Raw genomic sequence first — 18,910 nt, 5'->3', positions numbered from 1 at the left:
CTCCCAACATCCTACGGGTTGCCGGTTGCCTGCTCCGCATCAACAATCTTCTGCGCCGCGTCCGTGATATTGCGCGCCATGGCAGGGAAAATCAGGCTGTGGAACGGCAAAACCGCGAGCCAGTACAGGCGCCCGCTCAGGCCTTTGGGGAAGAAGATGGCGCGCTGACGGTACGTGCTGCCGGTGCCGTCGGGTTCCACTGAGAGTTCCAGCCACGCCCGGCCCGGCGCCCGCATTTCCGCGCGCAGCCGCAAGAGCTTGCCGCGGTCGATCCGCTCCACCCGCCACCAGTCCACCACTTCGCCGATGGCCAGGTCCTTGGGATGGCGGCGGCCGCGGAGCAGGCCCGCGCCCCCCGTCAGCTTGTCCAGCCAGCCGCGGACCTGCCATGCCAGCGGCAGGGAGTACCAGCCGTTCCGGCCGCCGATGCCTTCGATGATCGTCCAGACATGGGCCGGATCCACGTCGCCGTGGAAGGTCCGCTCGTCGATGTAGACCTTGTGCCCGGCCCAGTCCGGGTCGCTGGGCAGCGGGTCGGAGGCCACCCCGGCGTTGGCCCAGGTGGTGACCACCTGGCCGTCCCGTTCCTTCCCCAGGGCCAGCGCCACAGCGGTGCGGTAGCTGGTCAGGCCGCCTTCCGGCTGCGGAATGTACTGGTCAATGTCGTGCTCGTCCGAGACGGCGTCGTGCTGCAGGGACTGCACCAGCGGCACGGCCATGGACAGCGGGATGGGGGTGGTCAGGGCCACCCACATGCCGGCCAGCTTGGGCGCCGGGACCGGCAGGGCCAGCACCACGCGGTAGGGCAGGCCGGCCTCCGCAGCGTACGCCTTCATCATGCCGGCGTAGGTGAGCACCTGGCGGCAGCCGATGTCGAAGGTCCTGTTGATGTGTCCCTCCAGCGACGCCGCGCCCACCAGGTAGTGCAGGACATCGCGGACGGCGATCGCCTCGATCCGGTTCCGCACCCAGCTGGGGGCCGGCATCAGCGGCAGCGTCTCGGACAGGTGGCGGATCATCTCGAACGACGCCGAGCCGGACCCGATCACCACACCGGCCTGGAAAACAATGGAGTCCACGCCGCTGTCCAGGAAGACCTTGCCCACGGTTTCCCGCGACCGCATGTGGGTGGACAGCTCCACCCCGCTGGGATGCAGGCCGCCCAGGAAAACAATGCGCTGCACACCTGCGTCCTTGGCGGCACGCGCGGCGGTTTCGGCCATGGCCTTTTCCTTGGCTTCAAAGCCCGTCCCCGCCGCCATGGAGTGCACCAGGTAATAAAAAACGTCGACGCCGGCCAGCGCGTCACGCAGGGCCTCGCCATCGTCCAGGCTGCTTTCGACCACTTCCACGTCATCCCGCCAGGGGTTGCCGGCAATTTTGTCGGGGGAGCGGACCAGGACCTTGACCGTGTGGCCGGCCTCGAGGAGCCGGGGCACCAGCCTTCCGCCGATGTAACCGGTGGCTCCCGTTACCAGGACTGTCCTGGCCGGGCCGATGCTGCTGCTGGTTTCCGTCATGGTTTCTCCCTACGTCCGCAAGCGTTGATCCCCAAGAGGTTCGGAGCGGCAGCCCGGTTGGACCGGTGCTGGCGGGGCCAGGTTTCCCGGTGCCCGCCGGCCGCCCTGGCGCCTCTGCCCAGCCTAGCCGCAGGACTGTCGGTGCCGCGGGGTAGGCTGGGTTTACCCGGGATTCGAAAAGAATTCCGGGTTTTCGCGTTGCCTGATTCAGCCTGCCTGATTCCACCTTGCCTGATTTTCCGCTGCACACCACAGGAGCACCTGCCATGAGCCTTTCCGGTCCGCCCACCGCCGGTCCGTCGCTGGATGGACTGCGCCGAGCGCTCGCGCCGGACCAGTCCTTCTCCCGGGTCCGGGCAGAAGCCGGGCGGGGATTCGACGTCCGCGGGCAGGACTACCAGATCAGCGCGCCGGCCGGACTCCGGCCTGTCCTGCTGGCCGAGATGGTGGACGGTCTGACGGCGGCGGCTGCGGACCCGGATGCTAGTGCCGGTACCGGCACGCCCGGCGTTGTCCTGGCGGTCACCGCCACCGGCCGTGAAGCCGAGGACCTGGTGGCGGCGCTGCGCGCTTTCCTGCCCGCCGACTCCGTGGCGGAGTTCCCCAGCTGGGAGACGCTGCCGCACGAGCGGCTTTCACCCCGCTCCGACACCGTGGGCCGGCGGCTCTCCGTCCTGCGGCGGCTGGCGCACCCCGAAGGCTCTGCAGCGGGGCCGCTGCGGGTGGTGGTGGCGCCGGTACGCGCCGTGGTCCAGCCCATTGTGGCCGGCCTGGGCGAGCTGGTGCCCGTCACCCTTGCGGTGGGACAGGAAAGGCCCTTCACCGAGGTGGTCCGGAACCTCGCGGACGCCGCCTACGCCCGCGTGGACATGGTCACGCACCGCGGTGAATTCGCTGTGCGCGGCGGCATCCTGGACGTCTTCCCGCCCACGGAGGACCACCCCATCCGGGTGGAGTTCTTCGGCGACGAAGTGGACCAGATGCGCTGGTTCGCCGTGGCTGACCAGCGCTCGCTGTCCGCCCCGGGCATCAAGCACCCCACGGAACTGCACGCCCCGCCGTGCCGCGAAATCCTGATCACCCCCTCCGTGATGTCCCGGGCAGCGTCGCTGAAGACCCAGCTGCCTGCTGCGGCCGACATGTTGGAGAAGATCGCCGGCGGCATCACCGTGGAAGGCATGGAGTCCCTGGCCCCCGTCCTGGTGGACGCCATGGTCCCGTTTGTGGACCAGCTGCCCGCCGGGTCCATCGCCGTGGTGATCGAACCGGAAAAGGTCCGCGCCCGCGCCCACGACCTCGCCGCCACCAACGAGGAATTCCTGGAAGCGGCGTGGTCCACGGCGTCCGACGGCGGCACCGCGCCTTTGGACCTCAGCTCACAGGCGTCCGCTGCGCTGCACACCGCCAGTTTCCGGTCCCTGGCCGAAACCCGGAGCGCCTCCCTGGACCACGGGGTCTCCTGGTGGTCCATCACCTCGCTGGCGCAGGACACCGAACTGCTGCCTGACATCGACGTCCTGAACCTGCACGCCCGCGAACCCCGCGGCTACCAGGGCGACGTCGCCGAAATGATGGAGTTCATCGGCACCCACGTGCGCAACCAGTGGCGGATCGTGGTGGCCACGGAAGGTCCCGGCCCCGCGCAGCGCCTCGCCGAACTGTTCCACGACGCCGACATCCCCTGCGCCCGGGTGGACCGCCTGGACCAGGAGCCCCAGCCGGGCATCATCGAGGTGACCACTGCCGCCGTCGGACGCGGTTTTGTCCTCGACGGGCTCAAGCTGGGCCTGCTCACCGAAGCCGACCTGTTGGGCCGGACCTCCCCGGGGTCCACCAAGGACATGCGCCGGATGCCCTCCAAGCGCCGCAACGCCGTGGATCCGCTGCAGCTGGTGGCGGGGGACCATGTGGTGCACGAACAGCACGGCATCGGCCGGTTTGTGGAGCTCATCCAGCGGAAGGTGGCCGGCGGCGGCGACGGCGTCCGCGAATACCTGGTCCTCGAATACGCGCCCTCCAAGCGCGGCGCGCCCGGCGACCGGCTGTTTGTCCCCACGGACCAGCTGGACCAGGTGACCCGCTACGTGGGCGGCGACGCGCCGGTGCTCAGCAAAATGGGCGGCGCGGACTGGGCCAGCACCAAATCCAAGGCCCGGAAGGCCGTCAAGGAGATCGCCGGCGAACTCATCCGGCTGTACTCGGCCCGGATGGCGTCCCGCGGGCACGCCTTCGGCCCCGACACACCCTGGCAGCGGGAGCTTGAGGAAGCCTTCCCGTACGTGGAAACCCCTGACCAGCTGACCACCATCAACGAGGTCAAAGCGGACATGGAGCGGGAAATCCCCATGGACCGGCTGGTCTCCGGTGACGTGGGCTACGGCAAAACCGAGATCGCCGTCCGGGCGGCGTTCAAAGCGGTGCAGGACGGCAAACAGGTAGCGGTGCTGGTACCCACCACCCTGCTGGCCCAGCAGCACTACGAGACCTTCACCGAACGGTTCTCCGGCTTCCCGCTCCGGGTCAAACCGCTGTCCCGTTTCCAAGGCACCAAGGAAGCGAAGGAGACGGCCGAAGGCGTCAAAAACGGCAGCGTGGACGTGGTGATCGGCACCCACCGGCTGCTGTCCAAGGACTTCGAGTTCAAGGACCTCGGCCTGGTGATCGTGGATGAGGAGCAGCGCTTCGGTGTGGAACACAAGGAAGCGCTGAAGAAGATGCGCACCAACGTGGACGTCCTGGCCATGAGCGCCACCCCCATTCCCCGGACCCTGGAGATGTCCCTGACCGGCATCCGGGAAACCTCCACCCTGGCCACCCCGCCGGAGGAACGCCACCCGGTCCTTACCTACGTGGGCCCGTACACGGACAAGCAGACCTCCGCGGCCATCCGGCGCGAGCTGATGCGCGAGGGCCAGGTGTTCCTGGTCCACAACCGCGTGTCCACCATTGAGCGGACCGCCGCCAAGATCCGGGAAATGGTGCCTGAGGCGCGGGTGGAGGTGGCCCACGGCAAGATGTCCGAGAGCCGCCTGGAACAGATCATCGTGGACTTCTGGGAACGGCGCTTCGACGTGCTGGTGTGCACCACCATCATCGAAACCGGGCTGGACATTTCCAACGCCAACACGCTCATTGTGGACGGTGCGGACAAATACGGCCTGTCCCAGCTGCACCAGCTCCGCGGCCGGGTGGGGCGCGGCCGGGAACGGGCCTACGCCTACTTCCTGTACCCCTCCGAGAAGCCCCTGGGCGAGGTGGCCCTGGAACGGCTCAAGGCCGTGGCCACCCACAACGAACTCGGCGCCGGCATGCAGCTGGCCATGAAGGACCTCGAAATCCGCGGCGCCGGCAACCTGCTGGGCGGCGAGCAGTCCGGCCACATCCAGGGCGTGGGCTTCGACCTGTACATCAGGCTGGTGGGCGAGGCGGTGGCTGACTTCCGCGGCGAGGCCGAGGAAAAGGCAGCCGAAATGAAGATCGAACTGCCGGTCAACGCGCACCTGCCGCACGACTACGTGCCGGGGGAGCGGCTGCGGCTGGAGGCCTACCGGAAGCTGGCGTCCGCGCTGACCCACGAGGCCATCGATGAGGTCCTGGCCGAACTGGTGGACCGCTACGGCGAGCCGCCGCTGCCCGCGCAGAACCTGGTGGCCGTGGCCCGCTTCCGGGTGGGGGCCCGCGAGGCCGGGCTCTCCGATGTGGCCCTGCAGGGCAACTTCATCAAGTTCTCCCCGGCCACGCTGCCCGAGTCCCGGGTGATGCGCCTGAACCGGATGTACCCCGGCGCGCAGTCCAAGCCGGCCCTTGATGCGGTGCTGCTGCCCAAGCCGAAGACGGCAAGGATCGGCGGCCGCGACCTGCAGGACGCCGAGATCCTGGAATGGGCCAACGGCGTGATCCGCAACATCTTCTCCGACGCGCCGCTGACGGCGGGCCAGGGGTGATGGGTGGCCACCACGCTGCGGCAGGTGCCGCGGCGTGGGTGGCGGTTGCCTCCACCGGCCCGTATACGCTGGGCTGGTATCCGCTGGATGCCACGGGAATCGTGATTGGCGGGATGACGACGGCGGGCACCGCCCTGGTGTGCGACTGGGACCACCGGTCCAGCACCATCGCGAACTCCCTGCCGCCGCTGTCCAACGCGGTGGCGGTGGGTATCGAGAACGCCAGCGGCGGGCACCGGCAAGGCACGCACTCGGTGGTTGGCGCAGCATGTTTTGTGCTGCTGGCCGTCGCCGTGGCCCAGTTCCAGGTGGATACACCGTGGGGGCTGCTGTCCGTCGGGGCAGGGCTGTTGTGCATGTTCATGATCAACATCGCCGCCAAGGCCCTCAAGCTGTTCCCAGCCTCCGGGTGGCTGACCAACTGGATTTTTGGGCTGCTGATGGCCGGCCTGGTGACCTGGTACGCCCCGGACCAGTGGACGTGGCTGCCCATGTCCATGCTGATCGGCGTGGTGGTCCACATCCTGGGTGACCTGGTCACCACCGGCGGTGTGCCGCTGCTGTGGCCCATTGTCATCAAACCGCCGAAGCTCTTCCGGAAAGTGCCGCTGCTGCGGAAGATCTGGCGGCCCAACGGGGCACTGTCCCTGCCGGTCCTGGGGCGGGCCGGCTCCAAACGCGAGTGGCTGGTGCTGATTCCCGTGAGCGCCTACGCCATGGTGGGACTGGCCATGGCCGCCTGGTCCATCGCCCGGACCCACCTGGGCGGGGTTTCCGCGGCCGCCGTGGCGTGGGTCCGGATCTGGTTCTGAACCCGTTTTGATGCTGGGGTCCGGTCCCAAGGCGGGCAGCAAAAACCCCCGGCGGATCCTGGGCTTGCCAGGGAGTCCGCCGGGGGTTCTGGAAAATCCGGGGCTAGTGCTCCCCGGCTGAGTCCGAGCGGCCCAGGATGGTCTGCGGGATCCAGAAGGCCAGTGCGAACAGGCCAAGGCAGACGGCCATGGGCCAGGGGTTGCCGAGCGTCAGGAACGTCAGCGAGTAGATGGACCCGAGGAACAACGCCATGTGCACCACAAAGAGGATGATGCTCCCGGCCAGCGGGTTCTCATTCTGGGGGGTCTGGACATGGGCAGTGCCCTCGTGGGCCGCCGTGGTCTTGCTGGACATTCGTTCCTCCTCGGCCCGCGCGGGGCCAGATCTGTGGCGGCTGCCGGGGCCTGTCAGTAAGCGGATGAACCCTGTTCACCCTTGACAATCGCAATCCCGGAGCTGGCACCAATACGTGTTGCACCTGCTGCAATCATAGCCTGAGCGTCAGCGAGGGAACGCACTCCGCCGGACGCCTTGACGCCAAGTTGCGGCCCCACGGCGGCGCGCATCAGGGCGACATCCGCTGCGGTCGCGCCGCCGCCGTTGAAGCCGGTGGACGTCTTGACGAAGTCCGCACCGGCGGCGACGGCAGCTTCGCAGGCAAGGGTTTTCTGGCTGTCGGAGAGCAGCGAGGTTTCGATGATGACCTTCAGGATGGCGCCGCTGCCGTGCACGGCTGCCGCCACGGAGGCGATGTCCTCGGTGAGTGCGCCCTTGTCACCGGCCCGGGCGGCGGCGATGTTGATGACCATGTCCACCTCGTCGGCGCCGTCAAGGACGGCGCCGCGGGCTTCGAAGGTCTTGACGTCCGTGGGCGTGGCGCCCAGCGGGAAACCCACCACCGAGCAGGTCAGGACCCCGGAGCCCTTGAGCGCCGTTTTGACGGTCTTGACCCAGACAGGGTTCACGCAGACGGACTTGAAGCCGTACTCCGCGGCTTCGGCACAGACCTTCAGGACCTCCTCCTCGGAGGCTTCCGGCTTCAGGATCGTGTGGTCGATGTAGGACGCGATGCCGTCCGGTCCGGCGGCGGTGGCCGGGGGAACGGTGGGCGCGGCTTCGTTGCTCATGATGGTCCTCTCCAGTGGCCTTGTGGGCCGGTGGCGCGTGTCCGTGACTCGTTTCGGGACCCATCTTGCCACAGCGGCAGCACCGCCCGGGCGTGCCGGGCGGTGCTGCCGGCTGCCTCAGGCAGCGGCCTGCAGGACAGGTCCCGGGGCCGATGCGCTCAACAGCTGCGTGGCGCAGGCCCCAGCTGCTGACGCGGCCGCCACCAGCAGGCCCAGCCGGACGCCGTCGAACGCTGCGGCGTCGCCGATGGCCCAGATGCCGGGCACGGAGGTCCGGAAGTCCTGGCTGATGACGATGCCGCCGCTGGCCGCGGTGCGCAGGCCGGCGCTGGCTGCCAGGCCGTCGCGGGAGACGCGTTCCTCGGCGAGGACCACCAGGTCCCCGCTCATGCTGCTGCCGTCCTCGAAGATCACCGCGGACGCCACCAGCCCGGAGGCCGAGGTACCCGGGACAATCGCGGCGGGCCGGGCGGTGGTGCGGATGGGGCGGACACCGCGGGCGCGGAGCACGGCTTCGGCCTGTCCTGCGGCCGCCCCGTTGCCCACCAGGATGCCCAGCGGGCGCCGGCCAAGTTCCCGAGTGACCTCGCCCACCGCACGGGAAATCCGGGCGGCGTCGTCGATGGTGGAGTAGCTCAGGCAGGAGCCGGCACCTTCCACGGGGTTTGCCACCGGTGCCGAGCCGGTGGCGATCACCAGCTGGTCGTAGCCGAATTCCATCCCGTCGGCGGTGGCCACTGTGCGCTTGGCGGCGTCGATGTGGCTGGCGGGTTGGCCGAAGCGGACGGACACCTGGGGCAGCAGGGCCAGCTCCAGCAGCTCCGCCGGGGTGTCGTCCCGGTTGCTGAGCACCGTGATGGTGCCGGTGAAGCGGCCCTGGTCCAGCTGCGTAACCAGGGCCTGGGCGGCCGGGCCTGCACCTGCGATGACGATGCGGGTGGCTGCGGGAGTGGACGGGGATGGTGCCGGAGCGGACATGTGCTGGCCCTTTCGCTGCTGGCCGCTGAGGCGGCCGGGACTTTCGTGATGCTCCCAGCGTAGGAAAGTGCTTTTACCGTTGTGTTTCCCCGCCATTGCGGCTCCGGCGGGGGTGCGTTCGCCAATGTTTACCGGCTGGTAACAGAACCCGTGACCCAGCTCTCAATCCGCCGGAGCCGGACACATATGGCCTTGGAACAGTGTCCCGGCAGCTCCGGCGGCGGGGGTCAGACCCGGATCCGGTAGCCCCGCTTGACCACGGTTTCCACCAGCCGGCCATCCGGCAGGGCGGAGCGGAGCCGGCTGACAGTCATGTCCAGGGCGTGTACGGAACCGCGGAGCTCCAGCAGGTCCGAGAGCGAATCGCGGGACAGGACGGCACCTTCCGCGCCGAGCAGCGCCCGCAGCAGCAGCAGGGGAGCCGGGGCCAGTTCCACGGGCTGGCCGTCGATCCGGAGGCTGCGGCCCCGGAGCTCGATGTTCCCGCTGCGGGTGTCCAGGCGGCGCACATGGTTCAGGGCCAGGTGCTCCACCACCAGCCGGATGAGTGCACCCATGCGGAAGCGTTCCGGCACCAGCGGGGTAATGCCGGCGTCAAGCAAGGGCTGGGCGGTGACGGGACCCACCACTGCGGTGGTGACGGTGGTTTTGAGGCTTTCGATCAACTGCTTGTAGACGCCCATTTCGTGGGCGGTGCTCCACATGGCGTCCACAGCAGGGGCGCTGGTGAAGGTGAGGACATCGAGGTTCCCGCTGCAGGCGGCCTCGATGAGGCGCGGCAGCCGGTCCTCGCCGTCGGGCTTCACCCAGCGGTACGGGGTCACGGTCAGGACCGTGGCCCCGGACATCCGGAGCCGTTCCAGCTGCCGGACATCCGTGTAGCCGTGCAGCTGCACGGCCACGGTTTTGCCGCGGACGCCTTCCGCCAGCAGCATGTCCACCAGTGTTGCGGTGGTTTCGTCGCTGCTGATGCCGACGTCGGCCAGCCCCGCGGCGCGGACGGCGCCGCGGGCCTTGGGACCGCGGACAAACATCCGGCACGCGGCAAGGGTTTCCAGCAGTTCGTCGCCGATCCCGAACGAGTCAGCGGCCTCGCACCAGCGGCGCATGCCGTAGGCGGTGGTGGCGATGCAGAGGTCCGGTTTGGCGGCGATGATGGTCCGGGTGTCCTCGATGAGGCGCATGTCCTCCTGGACGGGGGCGATTTTCAGGGCGGGCGCGTGCAGCACTTCGGCGCCGCGGCGTTCCAGGGCCTCAATCAGGTCCTGGGAGCGACGGTGCGAGGTCACGCCGATGCGGAATCCTTCCAGCGGGGACTCCGGTGCGCCGGGTGTTTCCTCAACCTGCGGTGCCTCGGCTGGTGCAAGTGCATTCATGGGGGTCAATCCTTTCACGAACCGAGCAGCGAGGCCGCCAGCCTGTCTAAATCGGCGGCGGCTTCGGCGTGGCCGTTGTTGGCTTCCGCCACCTTGACCACCTCGCCGATGACCAGGACAGCGGGGTTGCTGCAGCCGGCGGCCGCCGTGGTGATGGTGCCGAGGTCCGCGATGGTGGTGCGCTGCCCGGGCCGGTAACCGCGTTCCACCACGGCCATGGGCATGTCCGCCCGCATCCCGGCGCGGCGCAGGCCCGCTGCCAGCTGGTGCAGGGTCCCCACCCCCATCAGCACCACGATGGTGCCGCCGAGGCAGGCCAGGTGGTGGTGTTCCTTGTCGGTGAGCGGGGCGTGGCCGGAAACCACCGTGAACATGTGGCTGACTTCCCGGTGGGTGACGGGGATGCCGGCGGCAGCCGGGACGGAGATGGCGCTGGTGACGCCGGAGACCACTGAGACCTTGACGCCGGCGGCCACGCACGCGGCGACTTCCTCACCGCCGCGGCCGAACACGTAGGGGTCCCCGCCCTTCAGCCGGACCACGTTGTTGCCGGTGAGGGCCGCGTCCACCATGAGTTTTTCAATGTCGGCCTGGCCCACCTTGTGGTGGCCGGGCTTCTTGCCCACGTCCACCAGCACGGCTGAGGTCAGCGTGGGGAGCTCCTGGTACGGGGCAAGGCGGTCATAAAACACCACGTCCGCATCGCGCAGGGCCTTCACGGCCGCCACGGTGAGGAGATCGGTGGTGCCGGGCCCGCCGCCCACAAGGGTGACGTGCCCCGGTGCGCCGGCGGCGGGTTCGGTGGCTACGGGGATGCCCGCGGCACGGCAGCGGTCCAGGAGCAGGTCCCAGCCGGGCTGGCCGTCGTCGACGGCGGCCACCAGGAACGGGCGCTCCGGCAGCGGACCGTTGTGGTCCTCGCCCTGTGGGCTGCTGAGGCGGGATACCACGGCGCCGGCGGCTTCGTAGCGCCTGACAGCCTGGCGGGCTGCCGCGTCCGATCCGGTGACCAGGACTTCACGGCCGGTGAGGTCGATGGAGAGCTGCATGGCTATACCTCGTTCGTGTCGCTGGAACGGACCGGGATGGAGGAACCGATGAGGACCTTGGCCTTTTCCTGGGCGGTGGCGGGGCGCATCTGGCCGCGCTCGTCCGGGACGAAGGTGATGGAATCATCCTTCTGGTCCGGGGCGTTGACGAACGACCGGAACCGGCGCAGGCGCTCCGGGTCCTTCAGGGTGTCGGCCCATTCGTCCTGGTAGGTGTCCACGTGCTTGGCCATGGCTGCTTCGAGGTCCGCCGCGATGCCCAGCGTGTCGTTGACCACCACGTCCTCGACGTGCTTGATGCCGCCGTCGAGCTCCTCCTGCCAGCGGGCCGTGCGCTGCAGCCGGTCCGCGGTGCGGATGTAGTACATAAAGTAGCGGTCGATGTATTTGATCAGCGTCTCGTCATCCAGGTCCTTGGCCAGGAGCTGGGCGTGCGCCGGGGTTGCCCCGCCGTTGCCGCCAACGTACAGGTTCCAGCCGTCCGCCGTGGCGATCACGCCGACGTCCTTGCCGCGGGCCTCCGCGCATTCCCGGGCGCAGCCGGAGACACCCATCTTCAGTTTGTGCGGGCTGCGCAGGCCCCGGTAGCGGAGCTCAAGCTGGATGGCCATGGCCACCGAGTCCTGGACGCCGAACCGGCACCAGGTGGAACCGACGCAGGACTTCACGGTGCGCAGGCTCTTGCCGTAGGCCTGGCCGGATTCGAAGCCGGCGTCCACCAGTTCCTTCCAGATTTCCGGAAGTTCCTCGAGCCGGGCACCGAACATGTCGATCCGCTGGCCGCCGGTGATTTTGGTGTACAGGTTGTACTTCTCGGCGACGGCGGCAATGACGCCGAGCTTCTTGGGGGTGATTTCGCCGCCGGCGATGCGGGGGACCACCGAGTAGGTGCCGTCCTTCTGCATGTTGGCCAGCGCGCGGTCGTTGGTGTCCTGCAGGGTGCCGCGGCCGGCGTCCAGCACGTAGGCGCTGTTCTGGCTGGCCAGGATGTTGGCGATGGTGGGCTTGCAGATGTCGCAGCCGGCGCCGGTGCCGCACTTGGCCATGACCTCCTCGAAGGAGGTCAGTTCCAGGACGCGGATGGTTTCGAAGAGTTCCTGGCGGGACAGTTCGATGTGCTCGCACAGGGCCTTGGATACTTCGACGCCGGACTTGGTGAGCTCCGTTTCCAACAGTTTCTTCAGCATGGGCACGCAGGAGCCGCAGCTGGTGCCGGCGCGGGTGCAGCCCTTGAGCTCGCCGAGTTCCTGCACCGGGGCGTTCCCGTCGCAGGCACCGCAGCCGTTGACGGTGTCGCGGATGGTTCCGGCGGAGACGTTGTTGCAGGAGCAGAGGATGGCGTCGTCCGGCAGTTCGGTTTCGGGGGCGTCACCGCCGCCGGCAGCGGTCAGGTAGGCGCCGGGTTCCGCGCTCAGTTCGCGGCCCAGGATGGGCCGCAGCGAGGTGTACGGGGTGGCGTCGCCAACAAAGATGCCACCCAGGAGGGTCTTGGCATCGTCGGTGGTAACGATCTTCTGGTAGACGCCTCGGGCGGGGTCCGCGTAGACGATTTCGAGGGAGTGCTCGGTGCGGGCGAACGCGTCGCCGAAGCTTGCCACGTCAACGCCGGAGAGCTTGAGCTTGGTGGCGGTGTCGAAGCCGGGGAACGTGGCCGCGCCGCCGTGCAGCCGGTCCGCGACGATCTCGGCCATGGTGTTGGCCGGGGCCACCAGGCCAAGGCACATGCCCTCGAAGTTGGCCACTTCACCGATGGCCCAGATGTCCTCAACCTCGGTGGCGCAGGAATCGTCAATCACCACGCCGCCGCGCTGGCCCAGGCTGAACACCTGCTCCTCGCCCTCGGCGGCGCGGAAAAGCTCGTCGCGGGGCTTAACGCCGATCGCAACGATCACCAGGTCCGCCTCGATGGTGCGGCCGTCGGCCATCAGGACACCGGTGACCTGGCCGTCGTCGTCTGCCAAAACCTCGGTGGGGAACACACCGCCGTGGACCGTGAAGCCCTTGGCCTCGATCAGGCGGCCCAGGGCCTGGCCCGCGCCTTCGTCGAGCTGGGTGTTCATCAACCAGGGCGAGCCGTTGATCACGATGGGGTTGGCGCCGAGCTGCTCGGTGCCGGCCGCGGACTCCAGGCCCAGCAGGCCACCGCCGATGGTGACGGCGTTGACCTTGCGGCCCAGTTTGGCGGTGAGGTCGGCGATGGCCTTGTTGATGGCCCACACGTCTTCAAGGGTGCGGTACACGTGGGTGTGGGCAGCCCCGGGAATGGGCAGCCGGGCGGCGTCGGAACCGGTGGCCACCACCAGGTGGTCGTAGGGGTAGCTGCTTCCCGCGGCGGTTTGCACGGTTTTGGCGGCGGCGTCGATCTTCACCACGCGCTCGCCGCTCTTCAGCGTCAGTGCGCTGTGGTCCCACATGGACGCTGTCCCCAGGGTCAGGTCCACGGTGCTGTCTGTCAGGGCCTTGGACAGCGCAACACGGTCATACGGCAGGTGCACCTCCTCGGTGAGGACCGTGACATCCCAGCCGTCCAGGCCGCGGGTGTGCATGGCGTCGGCGAAGCGGTGGGCTGCCGGCCCGCCGCCGGCGACGACGACGCGGCGCGGTGTCTCTGTACGGGAAGTCTGTTCGGTCACTTGAGGGCCTTTCGCATGGGCCGCAGCGGATTTGCCTGCAACCTTTTCTATCGAGCTTTCCCTCAACAGTAGGAAGCGGCAGTTTCGCTTCAGTTTCCCAATTGTTTCGCGAACTTAACTTCTGCATCACGAACGCATTTCACGGCGGGTTAGGTGTCTTTTACGCGCCGGACACATTCGCCGCACCCCGCTGAAACACCTGCCGCCTAGCGTGGAACGTGGCCGCAACGGCTGCCAGAGACTGGCATAACAAGCACAGGGAGAGGAGCCGGACATGACGGCAACACTGGAACTTGGGGTACCCGGGACCGCAACGGCCGACGCCGGAACGCGCCCCACCGCCGGATGGCACCGCATCTGCGCCGTTGAGGACCTCGAACTGTCCTGGGGTGAGGCGGCTCTGGTCGACGGCCGCCAGGTGGCGGTCTTCCGTACCGGCGCGAGTGAGGTTTTCGCCGTCGCCAACGAGGACCCGGCCACCGGGGCCCACGTGATGGCGCGCGGCATCCTGGGCTCGCGGGGCCTGCGGCCGACCATCGCCTCGCCGCTGCACAAAGAGGTCTATGACCTCGAGACCGGCGAATGCCTGACCAGCCCGGGCCTTGCCCTGGACACGTTCAGTACGCGGCTGGCCGGCGGCTTCCTGGAAGTCGAGCTCTAGGACGCCGCAGCGTTCCGGCCGCTACAGGCCGAGGGCTTCGCTGACATCCTGCAGGGCCGCGTCCAGTGCCGAACGTGCCGCCTGCCGGGCGGCCGGAAGCTCAGCCGCGGACCCCACGTGCTGGATCACCTCGAGGTAGCACTTGAGTTTGGGCTCGGTGCCGCTGGGCCTGATGATCACCCGGGTCAGGTCCCGGGTGACATACAGGAGGCCGTCCGTGGGCGGCAGCTGCGGGCTGCCCTCCGCCAGGTCCGTGTAGACCTCCACTGCGGAGGACGCAAAGGATTCGGGCGGGGAGACTCGGAGCCGGTTCATCATGGCATCCAGCAGCCCCAGGTCCGCCACGCGGATACTCAGCTGGTCACTCGCGTGCAGCCCGTGCCGCAGATAAAGGTCATCCAGCGTGTCAAAAACTGTCCGGCCGTCCGCTTTTGCGGCGGCGGCCAGCTCGGCGATCAGGACAGCGGCGGAAATACCGTCCTTGTCCTTCACCAGGTCCGGGGCCACGCAGTAGCCCAGCGCTTCCTCGTAGCCGTACACCAGGCCGGGAACACGGGAAATCCATTTAAAGCCGGTGAGGGTTTCCTCATGGTCGTAACCGGCTGCGGCGGCGATGCGGGCCAGCAGCCGGGAGGACACAATCGAGTTGGCAAAGACGACCCGGTGTTCCCCTTCCGGGGTGCCGTCGGCGTTGGCGGACCTGGCCGCGACGTGCGCGCCCAGCAGCGCACCCACTTCGTCGCCGCGGAGCATCCGCCAGGCACCCGTATCCGGGTCCTTGGCAGCTACAGCGGCCCGGTCGGCGTCGGGGTCGTTGGCGATAACGATGTCCGCGTCCAGCCGCTCTGCGGCTTGCAGTGCCAGGTCCAGGGCGCCCGGCTCCTCCGGGTTGGGGAAACTGACGGTGGGGAAGCCAGGGTCCGGCTCGGCCTGCTCCGCCACCAGGGTGACGTTCTGGAAACCTGCGGCGTTAAGGACAGCCAGTGCGGTGGCCCCGCCCACCCCGTGCAGCGGGGTCAGGACGATCCGCAGGTCCCGGGCCGGGAACCGGTCCGGGCGGGCCAGCCCGGCGGTGGCTTCCCGGTACGCGGCGGCGAGGGAGCCGTCCAGGACGGTCCAGCCCTCGGTGGCCAGGGCGATGCCCGCCAGCGGTCCCACGGCGTCGATGTGGGCGGCGATTGCGGCGTCGAACGGGGCCACGATCTGGGCGCCGTTGCCGCTTTCCGGCACCGCGTGGCGGCCCAGATAGACCTTGTAGCCGTTGTCCTGGGGCGGGTTGTGGCTGGCGGTGACCATCACGCCGCCGTCGCATCCGAGCGCGCGGACGGCGTAGGCCAGCAGGGGAGTGGGCAGCGCCGCCGGGAGCAGGAACGTTTCAATCCCCACTGCGGTGAAGATCGCCGCCGTTTCGGCGGCGAAGACGTCGGAATTGTGCCGGGCGTCGTAGCCAACGACGGCGCGCGGCCGGGTTCCGGGCGCAGCCTCAGCTACGGCAGCCAGCAGGAACGCCGCGAAACCGGCGGCGGCGCGGCGCACCACCACGCGGTTCATCCGGTTGGGGCCGGGGCCGAGGGCTGCGCGCAGGCCGGCGGTGCCGAACTGGAGGGTGCCGCTGAAGCTGTCGGCGAGTTCCTGCCGGGCGGCGGGATCGCCCTCCCCATCGCGCCGGAGCAACTCAAGGAGGGCGGCGGACGTTGCCGGGTCCGGGTCTTGGGCGGCCCATTCACGGGCCTCGGTGAGCAGGCGGGACTCGGCAGCGGGGGTCGTCATGCCCCTAACGCTATCGTCATTGGGCTGGCGTTTCAGCCACTGCGGGGCCGCAACCGGCCGGATGCCGGGCTTTTTCCAGCCTGGTTGCGGCCCCGCACGTGGTTCAGAGTTTGGTGATGATGTCCGCGAGGAGCCGGGAGATCCGCGGGCCGGCGGCCTGGCCGGATTCGATGACTTCCTGGTGGCTGAGTGGCTGCGGGCTGATGCCGGCGGCGAGGTTGGTGACCAGGGAGATGCCGAAGACTTCCATGCCGGCGTGCCGCCCGGCGATTGCTTCCAGCGCCGTGGACATGCCCACCAGTTCCGCCCCGATCCGCTTGGCGTACTGCACTTCCGCGGGGGTTTCGTAGTGCGGACCCGTGAACTGGGCGTAAACGCCCTGGTCCAGGGTGGGGTCCACTTCCCGGGCCAGGTCCCGGATCCGCGCGGAGTAGAGATCGGTCAGGTCCACAAACGTGGCCCCTTCCAGGGGCGAGGCCGCGGTGAGGTTGATGTGGTCGCTGATCAGGACCGGCGTTCCCGGGGTCCAGGCTTCGTTCAGCCCGCCGCAGCCGTTGGTGAGGACCAGGGTTTTGCAGCCTGCAGCGGCGGCGGCGCGGATCCCGTGGACCACGGCACGCACGCCCTTGCCCTCGTAGTAGTGGGTGCGTGCGCCGAGGACCAGGGCCCGTTTGCCGTCCTTGGTGAGGATGGACCGGATGGTGCCCACGTGGCCTTCCACCGCCGGGGCGTGGAAGCCGGGGACCTCCGCGGCGGAGAGTGTGGCGGTGGTTTCGCCGATCAGGTCGGCCGCCTCGCCCCAGCCGGAGCCGAGGACCAGGGCCACGTCATGGCTGTCGACGCCGGTTTCCTCGGCGATGTAGTCGGCCGCGGCCTGGGCGGCGGCGAAGGGATCCGTGTTCAGGAAGTCTGTTGTACTCACTGGTACAAGCTATCCTGCCGCCCCGGGCGAGGCCCACCTTTCGGTGGGGTTTGGTGAGAGAACGGTTTCTTTGGTGGTTCGGCGGAACAGGGGCGAGAATGGTTGATTGTGACTACGCACCCAGATTTCAGTTCACCCCGGATCGCAATCCTGGGAGGTGGTCCGGGCGGGTACGAAGCCGCCATGGTGGCCGCCTCGCTGGGGGCGCAGGTCACCATCATCGAACGTGCCGGCCTGGGCGGCTCCGCAGTCCTCACGGACGTGGTTCCGTCCAAAACCCTCATTGCCACGGCTGACCTGATGACCCGGGTCGGTGAGGCCGGCGAACTGGGCGTGAAGTTCGACGTCGACGGCGGCGACTTTGTTCCCGTGATGCGCGCGGACCTCAAGCACATCAACGACCGGCTGCTGAACCTGGCCCGGAGCCAGTCCAAGGACATCCACGACGGCCTGGCCCTGCAGGGCGTCCGGATCCTCACCGGTTCCGGCCGGCTGCTGGATGACCACACCATCGAGGTCCTCACCGCCGACGGCACCGAGACGGTCGAGGCGGACACCATCCTGCTGGCCGTCGGGGCCCACCCGCGAGAGCTCCCCACCGCCCGTCCCGACGGCGAACGGATCCTGAACTGGGCCCAGATCTACAATCTGGACGAGCTGCCCGAGGACCTGATTGTGGTGGGGTCCGGCGTGACCGGCGCCGAATTCGCCTCCGCCTACAACGGCCTGGGCTCCAAGGTCACCCTCATCTCCAGCCGCGACCGCGTGCTGCCGGGTTCCGACGTCGACGCGGCAGTGGTCCTGGAGGAAGTCTTCGAACGCCGCGGCGTCCGCGTGCTGTCCCGCTCCCGCGCCGAGGCTGTGGAACGCACGGAGGACGGCGTGGTGGTCACGCTGGGCGACGGGTCCAAGGTCACCGGCAGCCACTGCCTGGTCTGCGTGGGCTCCATTCCCAACACGGCCGGCATCGGCCTGGAAGAGGCCGGTGTGGCGGTCAGCGACGGCGGTTACATCAAGGTGGACGGCGTCTCCCGCACCACCGCCCCGAACATCTATGCTGCCGGCGACTGCACGGGAGTGCTCCCGCTGGCGTCCGTGGCCGCCATGCAGGGCCGCATCGCCGTGGCGCACTTTATGGGCGACGGCGTGACCCCGCTGAAGCTGCACCAGGTGGCGTCCAACATCTTCACCTCACCGGAGATCGCAAACGTGGGCGTGACGGAAGCGGAGATCGAGTCCGGCAAGTACCAGGGCGATGTCATCAAGCTGTCGCTCCGGAGCAACGCCCGGGCCAAGATGCGCAACCACCGCGACGGCTTTGTGAAGATCTTCGCCCGGAAGGGCTCCGGAACCGTGATCGGCGGGGTGGTGGTGGGTCCCAACGCTTCCGAGCTGATCTTCCCGATCGCCATCGCCGTCAAGCAGAAACTGCACGTTGATGATGTAGCCAGCACCTTCACCGTCTACCCGTCCCTGACGGGGTCCATCTCGGAAGCCGCGCGCCGCCTGCACGTTCACATGTAGGTTAGGCCCATGGCAACTTCACTGGTGCGGCCCCGCCGCGGAAAAATCATCGGCGGCGTCTGCGCTGCCCTCGCCGCCCGGTTCGGGCTGCCAAAATTCCTGGTCCGGCTGGGTTTTGTGATCTTTGGTGTGGTGGGCATCGGGGAACTGGTGTACATCATCCTCTGGGTCCTGATTCCGAAGGACGCAGCCTAGGCAAGGTTGGGCCCCCGGCGCCGGAGGCCCAACACGGCCGGCCTAGGGTTCGCCGAAGCCTCGGTTGGGGTTGCAGGCTATTCCAGGACTCGGCGCGAGTTCGGTGTTCTTGAAGCCCTTGTTAACCAGTTGCCCATAGGACTGGACCCTCCCGACGTACGGATAGGGTTCTTTTGGATCCTGGTCGTTCAGACCCGAATAGGCACAAATTGAACGGGCTGTATCCACGCCCTGCTCGTACTTGCCTGCGGCCGACGCCGGTGCGGCTGTCATCGCCGCCAGGGCAAGGGTGCACACAGCAGCACCAATTAATGATTTTTTGCGCATAGCTTTCCTCGATCTCTAGAAGTGCTGAAACTTCCAGGCCACAGGCGCATGCCGATCCGGTGCAAACCCTG

General features: G+C 68.4%; 15 protein-coding genes. 5 read left to right on the top strand and 10 right to left on the bottom strand.

From position 1 onward, the window contains the following. Positions 1 to 11: 11 nt before the first annotated feature. On the bottom strand, positions 12 to 1,520 hold the full coding sequence (locus tag QRN07_RS09770; RefSeq protein ID WP_050685062.1) for an SDR family oxidoreductase: 1,509 nt from the start codon (positions 1,518 to 1,520) through the stop codon (positions 12 to 14). A gap of 266 nt (positions 1,521 to 1,786) precedes the next feature. Between QRN07_RS09770 and mfd the strand changes: the two genes are divergently transcribed. Beyond that, the gene (gene mfd / locus QRN07_RS09765; protein WP_285240949.1) at positions 1,787 to 5,464 is read left to right on the top strand and encodes a transcription-repair coupling factor; all 3,678 of its coding nucleotides are present in this window, start codon (positions 1,787 to 1,789) and stop codon (positions 5,462 to 5,464) included. After that, entirely contained in the window at positions 5,464 to 6,276 is an 813-nt protein-coding gene (locus QRN07_RS09760; RefSeq protein WP_050685060.1) for a metal-dependent hydrolase, read from the top strand. Before mfd ends, QRN07_RS09760 begins: the two co-directional genes overlap by 1 nt. A gap of 103 nt (positions 6,277 to 6,379) precedes the next feature. Here the strand turns inward: QRN07_RS09760 and QRN07_RS09755 are convergent, their stop codons facing one another. The 6 genes from QRN07_RS09755 to nirB all read right to left on the bottom strand — a co-directional run bounded on the left by QRN07_RS09755 (position 6,380) and on the right by nirB (position 13,440). Continuing rightward, the gene (locus tag QRN07_RS09755) at positions 6,380 to 6,631 is read right to left on the bottom strand and encodes a hypothetical protein (protein ID WP_050685059.1); all 252 of its coding nucleotides are present in this window, start codon (positions 6,629 to 6,631) and stop codon (positions 6,380 to 6,382) included. A gap of 53 nt (positions 6,632 to 6,684) precedes the next feature. Continuing rightward, positions 6,685 to 7,404, bottom strand: coding sequence for a deoxyribose-phosphate aldolase (gene deoC / locus QRN07_RS09750; protein ID WP_285240948.1), 720 nt, complete (start codon positions 7,402 to 7,404; stop codon positions 6,685 to 6,687). A 117-nt stretch (positions 7,405 to 7,521) separates the two neighbouring features. After that, a complete protein-coding gene (locus tag QRN07_RS09745) occupies positions 7,522 to 8,382 on the bottom strand; it encodes an FAD-dependent oxidoreductase (RefSeq protein ID WP_285240947.1) in 861 nt (286 codons plus the stop codon). Between the two features lie 227 nt (positions 8,383 to 8,609). Next, a complete protein-coding gene (locus QRN07_RS09740; protein ID WP_050685056.1) occupies positions 8,610 to 9,758 on the bottom strand; it encodes a uroporphyrinogen-III synthase in 1,149 nt (382 codons plus the stop codon). A 14-nt stretch (positions 9,759 to 9,772) separates the two neighbouring features. Then, entirely contained in the window at positions 9,773 to 10,807 is a 1,035-nt protein-coding gene (cobA, locus tag QRN07_RS09735; protein WP_285240946.1) for a uroporphyrinogen-III C-methyltransferase, read from the bottom strand. Positions 10,808 to 10,809: 2 nt separating this feature from the next. Further along, on the bottom strand, positions 10,810 to 13,440 hold the full coding sequence (nirB, locus tag QRN07_RS09730; RefSeq protein ID WP_285240945.1) for a nitrite reductase large subunit NirB: 2,631 nt from the start codon (positions 13,438 to 13,440) through the stop codon (positions 10,810 to 10,812). Between the two features lie 274 nt (positions 13,441 to 13,714). On the opposite strand from nirB, the gene nirD reads away from it, so the two are divergent. Further along, complete coding sequence (nirD, locus tag QRN07_RS09725) at positions 13,715 to 14,101, top strand: nitrite reductase small subunit NirD (protein WP_082178244.1); 387 nt, start codon at positions 13,715 to 13,717, stop codon at positions 14,099 to 14,101. A gap of 21 nt (positions 14,102 to 14,122) precedes the next feature. Here nirD and QRN07_RS09720 read toward each other — a convergent pair whose 3' ends face one another. Continuing rightward, positions 14,123 to 15,871 (bottom strand): phospho-sugar mutase, encoded by a 1,749-nt coding sequence (locus QRN07_RS09720; protein WP_285240944.1) that lies wholly within the window; start codon positions 15,869 to 15,871, stop codon positions 14,123 to 14,125. Between the two features lie 103 nt (positions 15,872 to 15,974). Further along, positions 15,975 to 16,793, bottom strand: coding sequence for a purine-nucleoside phosphorylase (locus tag QRN07_RS09715; RefSeq protein ID WP_056598028.1), 819 nt, complete (start codon positions 16,791 to 16,793; stop codon positions 15,975 to 15,977). 108 nt (positions 16,794 to 16,901) lie between these two features. Between QRN07_RS09715 and QRN07_RS09710 the strand changes: the two genes are divergently transcribed. Both QRN07_RS09710 and QRN07_RS09705 read left to right on the top strand, forming a co-directional pair. Next, positions 16,902 to 18,317, top strand: a complete 1,416-nt coding sequence (locus QRN07_RS09710) for an NAD(P)H-quinone dehydrogenase (protein ID WP_050685071.1) — start codon at positions 16,902 to 16,904, stop codon at positions 18,315 to 18,317. Between the two features lie 9 nt (positions 18,318 to 18,326). Beyond that, the gene (locus QRN07_RS09705; RefSeq protein ID WP_050685051.1) at positions 18,327 to 18,512 is read left to right on the top strand and encodes a PspC domain-containing protein; all 186 of its coding nucleotides are present in this window, start codon (positions 18,327 to 18,329) and stop codon (positions 18,510 to 18,512) included. Between the two features lie 42 nt (positions 18,513 to 18,554). Here the strand turns inward: QRN07_RS09705 and QRN07_RS09700 are convergent, their stop codons facing one another. Continuing rightward, a complete protein-coding gene (locus tag QRN07_RS09700; protein WP_285240943.1) occupies positions 18,555 to 18,839 on the bottom strand; it encodes a hypothetical protein in 285 nt (94 codons plus the stop codon). Positions 18,840 to 18,910: the final 71 nt, after the last annotated feature.

It is taken from the genome of Pseudarthrobacter sp. MEB009, from assembly GCF_030208875.1.
GTDB lineage: Bacteria > Actinomycetota > Actinomycetes > Actinomycetales > Micrococcaceae > Arthrobacter.
The sequence above is the reverse complement of the archived record's forward strand: the minus strand, read 5'-3'. Positions and strand labels throughout refer to the sequence as shown.